The organism is Leptospira soteropolitanensis (genome assembly GCF_026151655.1).
Taxonomy (GTDB): domain Bacteria; phylum Spirochaetota; class Leptospiria; order Leptospirales; family Leptospiraceae; genus Leptospira_A; species Leptospira_A soteropolitanensis.
Window position 1 is genome coordinate 1 of sequence record NZ_JAMQPN010000099.1, and the last position, 551, is coordinate 551.

The window sequence follows — 551 nt, forward strand, 5'->3', positions numbered from 1 at the left end:
TTTAGTTGTATATATGCACAATTATAGATTTAGTCTAAAAAATTTAATAGTACAAGAAAGAAGCGAACTGCAACTTCCATAGGAAGATCGCTTAATTCCCAGCGTACCTACAGAAGTATTTCGGGTGTATTTTGGATCGGTGAGGAGGAGCCTTTCTTGCGACCTTGAGACATTTGCGGAAGATCCAATTGTTAAAAAAAATATATCTTTATTTGGATTTGATCCCAAGCCAATCAAGTACTCGTTCTGCGGCTTCTTCTTTGGTGAGTTTGGATAAATTCAATTTAAAATGCGCGGCTTCTTGGTATACCGGTAATCGTTTTTCCAAAATCGAACGGTAGGAGGTTACCTTAGAAAGGTCGGGTCTTGTCGAGTCTCCCTTAACTTTTTCAATTAACTCTTCAAGTCCTCGTTCCAGATACACAATCCGCCCAATTTTTCTAAGAAGGTCTAATTTTCTTTGGCTTGGAATTTCGTTTCCCTCTGCGTCCAAATCGAATAAAATTCCTCCGCCACAATCTAAAATGATCTCATTTGCATTTTCTAATTTT

Annotated in this window: 1 protein-coding gene; it reads right to left on the reverse strand. The window is 37.7% G+C overall.

Annotation, left to right across the window (positions count from 1 at the left end; genetic code table 11):
* Positions 1 to 208 precede the first annotated feature (208 nt).
* On the reverse strand, positions 209 to 551 hold a 343-nt coding region (locus tag ND811_RS19520; protein ID WP_322113719.1), incomplete at its 5' end, for a shikimate kinase.